2 protein-coding genes are annotated in these 2,342 nt (G+C 71.3%); both read left to right on the top strand.

Going from position 1 to position 2,342, the window contains the following annotated elements; genetic code table 11:
• Positions 1–140 precede the first annotated feature (140 nt).
• Entirely contained in the window at positions 141–803 is a 663-nt protein-coding gene (locus tag L995_RS19955; RefSeq protein WP_012206042.1) for a response regulator, read from the top strand.
• Positions 800–2,329 carry an ATP-binding protein gene (locus tag L995_RS19950; protein WP_047473194.1) on the top strand — a complete coding sequence of 510 codons (1,530 nt, stop codon included), beginning with the start codon at positions 800–802 and terminating at the stop codon, positions 2,327–2,329. The genes L995_RS19955 and L995_RS19950 overlap by 4 nt, the downstream gene beginning before the upstream one ends.
• The last annotated feature ends 13 nt before the right edge of the window (positions 2,330–2,342 follow it).

Genomic DNA, 2,342 nt, shown 5'->3' with positions numbered 1-2,342 from the left:
CCGCGTCATTCTTGTGCACCCGCCTGCGAAATTCGGCGCACCGCCGCGCCAGCGCGGCAAATCTGCGATGCTCAGTCGCTTTTCGTTCCCGACTTGGATACAGACGGCGGGGCCTGGCGCCAGGCCCTGCGGACAACAACATGCATGTTCTCTTGGTGGAAGACAACGCGCTGGTGGCCAGCGGCGTGCGGGCCGGCCTGCAGCTGCAGGGCTTTGGCGTGGATACCGTGGCCTCGGCCGGGCAGGCGGATGCGGCCATCCGTTCCTCGCATTTCGATGCCTGCGTGCTGGACCTGGGCCTGCCCGACGAGGATGGCCTCTCGCTGCTGGCGCGCTGGCGCGGCCAGGGCCTGCAGGTGCCCGTGCTGGTGCTGACGGCGCGCGATGCCGTGTCACAGCGCATCGAAGGCCTGCAGACCGGCGCCGACGATTACCTGGTCAAGCCCTTTGACCTGCACGAACTGGCGGCGCGCCTGCATGCGCTGCTGCGCCGCGCGGCCGGCCGCAGCGTGGACTGGATCGAGCTGGGCGAGGTGCGCATCAACCCCGCTGCCGGCCATATCCAGCGCCAGGGCCGCACCGTGGAGCTGTCGCGCCGCGAGTGGTCGCTGCTGCGCGCGCTGCTGCAGTCGCCGGGCCGCATCCTGAGTACCGAGCAACTGCGCGACAGCCTCTACGGCTACAGCCAGGACGTGGAGAGCAATGCCGTCAACGTGCATGTGCACCACCTGCGCCGCAAGCTGGGCCATGAACTGGTGGAGACGGTGCGCGGCGAGGGCTACCGCCTGGGCCTGCACCCATGATGCGCAGCCTGCGCGTGCGCCTGCTGGCATGTCTGTGCCTGGCGCTGTGCACGCTGTGGGGCGGGGTGGCGGCCTGGATGTTCTCGGACATGCGCAACGAGCTGCGCACCGTGCTGGATGACCGGCTGATCGCCTCGGCGCGCATGGTGGCCGGCATCGTCCACCAGTTCCGGCCTGCCCGGGAGCTGCCGCAGGACTGGAGCCCCATGCTCAACGTGATCGCGCGCGACGGCGTGGCCTGCGAGGTCAGCCTGGTGCGCGGCGAGGTCCAGCCCGTGCGGCCCGAATCGGCCCTGCCGCAGGTGCTGGCCAAGACCGAGGGCAGCCCCGTGTTCCCGCAGAGCATGCCGCTGGGCTTCTCGACTATCATCAAGGGGGGCAAGCCCTGGCGCACCTATGTGCTGGAGGACCACGGCGTGCGCATCGCCACGGCCGACCGCATCGATGTGCGCGAGGGCCTGATCCACGGCTTTGCCTACACCATCGTCCTGCCCTTCGTGCTGGCCCTGCTGGCCAGCATGGGGCTGATGTGGTGGGCCGTGACCCAGGGCCTCAGGCCGCTGGAGGCCCTGCGGCGCGAACTGGCGCGCCGCCCGCCCGGCGACGATTCGCCCGTGGCCCAGGGCCTGCAGACGCGCGAGCTGGCGCCGCTGGTGGGCACGCTCAACCAGTTGCTGCACCGCGTGCGCGCGGCCATCGACCGCGAGCGCCGCTGGAGCGACGACGCGGCCCATGAGCTGCGCACGCCGCTGACCGCCATCAAGACCCACGTGCAGGTGGCGCAGATGGCGCTGGCGGCGCCCGGCATGCCTGCCGGCCTTCTGGCCGCGCCGCCCGGCTCCATGGCGCGCGATTCGCTGGCCCAGGCGGCCGAGGGCGTGGAGCACCTGCAGCACACGCTGGAGCAGTTGCTGCTGCTGGCGCGACTGGAGCAGCATGAACCGGGCGCCGCCAATGCGCTGGCCTGCGGCGATGCGCCTGCCGATGCGCTGCAGGCGCTGGACAAGGCCTGGCAACTGGCGGTGAATGCCGTGAGCGCCGGAGCACCGGCGCCGGCGCAGCGCCAATGGTTGGACACGCACCAGCAGCCCGGCAATGGCGCCTGGCCGCTGGCCATCTCCGAGCCCCTGCTGGTCTCGGCCCTGCGCAATCTGCTGGAAAACGCCCTGCGCCATGCGCCGCAGCATCCCGTGGAACTGGCCGTGCGGCCCATTGGCGCCATGCCGGGCACGACGCAGCAGCCGGGCACAGGCTATGTGGAGTTCACCGTGGCCGACCATGGCCCCGGACTGAGCGCCCAGGAATGCGAAGAGGCCACGCGCCGCTTCTGGCGCAAGCGTCCCCAGGAGCATGGCAGCGGCCTGGGCCTGCCCATCGTGCAGCGCATCGCCGAATGCGCAGGCGGCTGCCTGCTGCTGCAGCCGCGCAGCCTGTGGCGGCCCGAAGAAGGCGATGCGAGCGGGCTGGTCGCACGCCTTTATCTGCCGTTGGCGGCGGGCGCCGGCGCACTGGTGCCGACGCACTGACGAGAGCGCACCG

The organism is Delftia sp. ZNC0008 (assembly GCF_000799035.1).
Classification (GTDB): domain Bacteria; phylum Pseudomonadota; class Gammaproteobacteria; order Burkholderiales; family Burkholderiaceae_C; genus Comamonas; species Comamonas tsuruhatensis.
The sequence above is the reverse complement of the archived record's forward strand: the minus strand, read 5'-3'. Positions and strand labels throughout refer to the sequence as shown.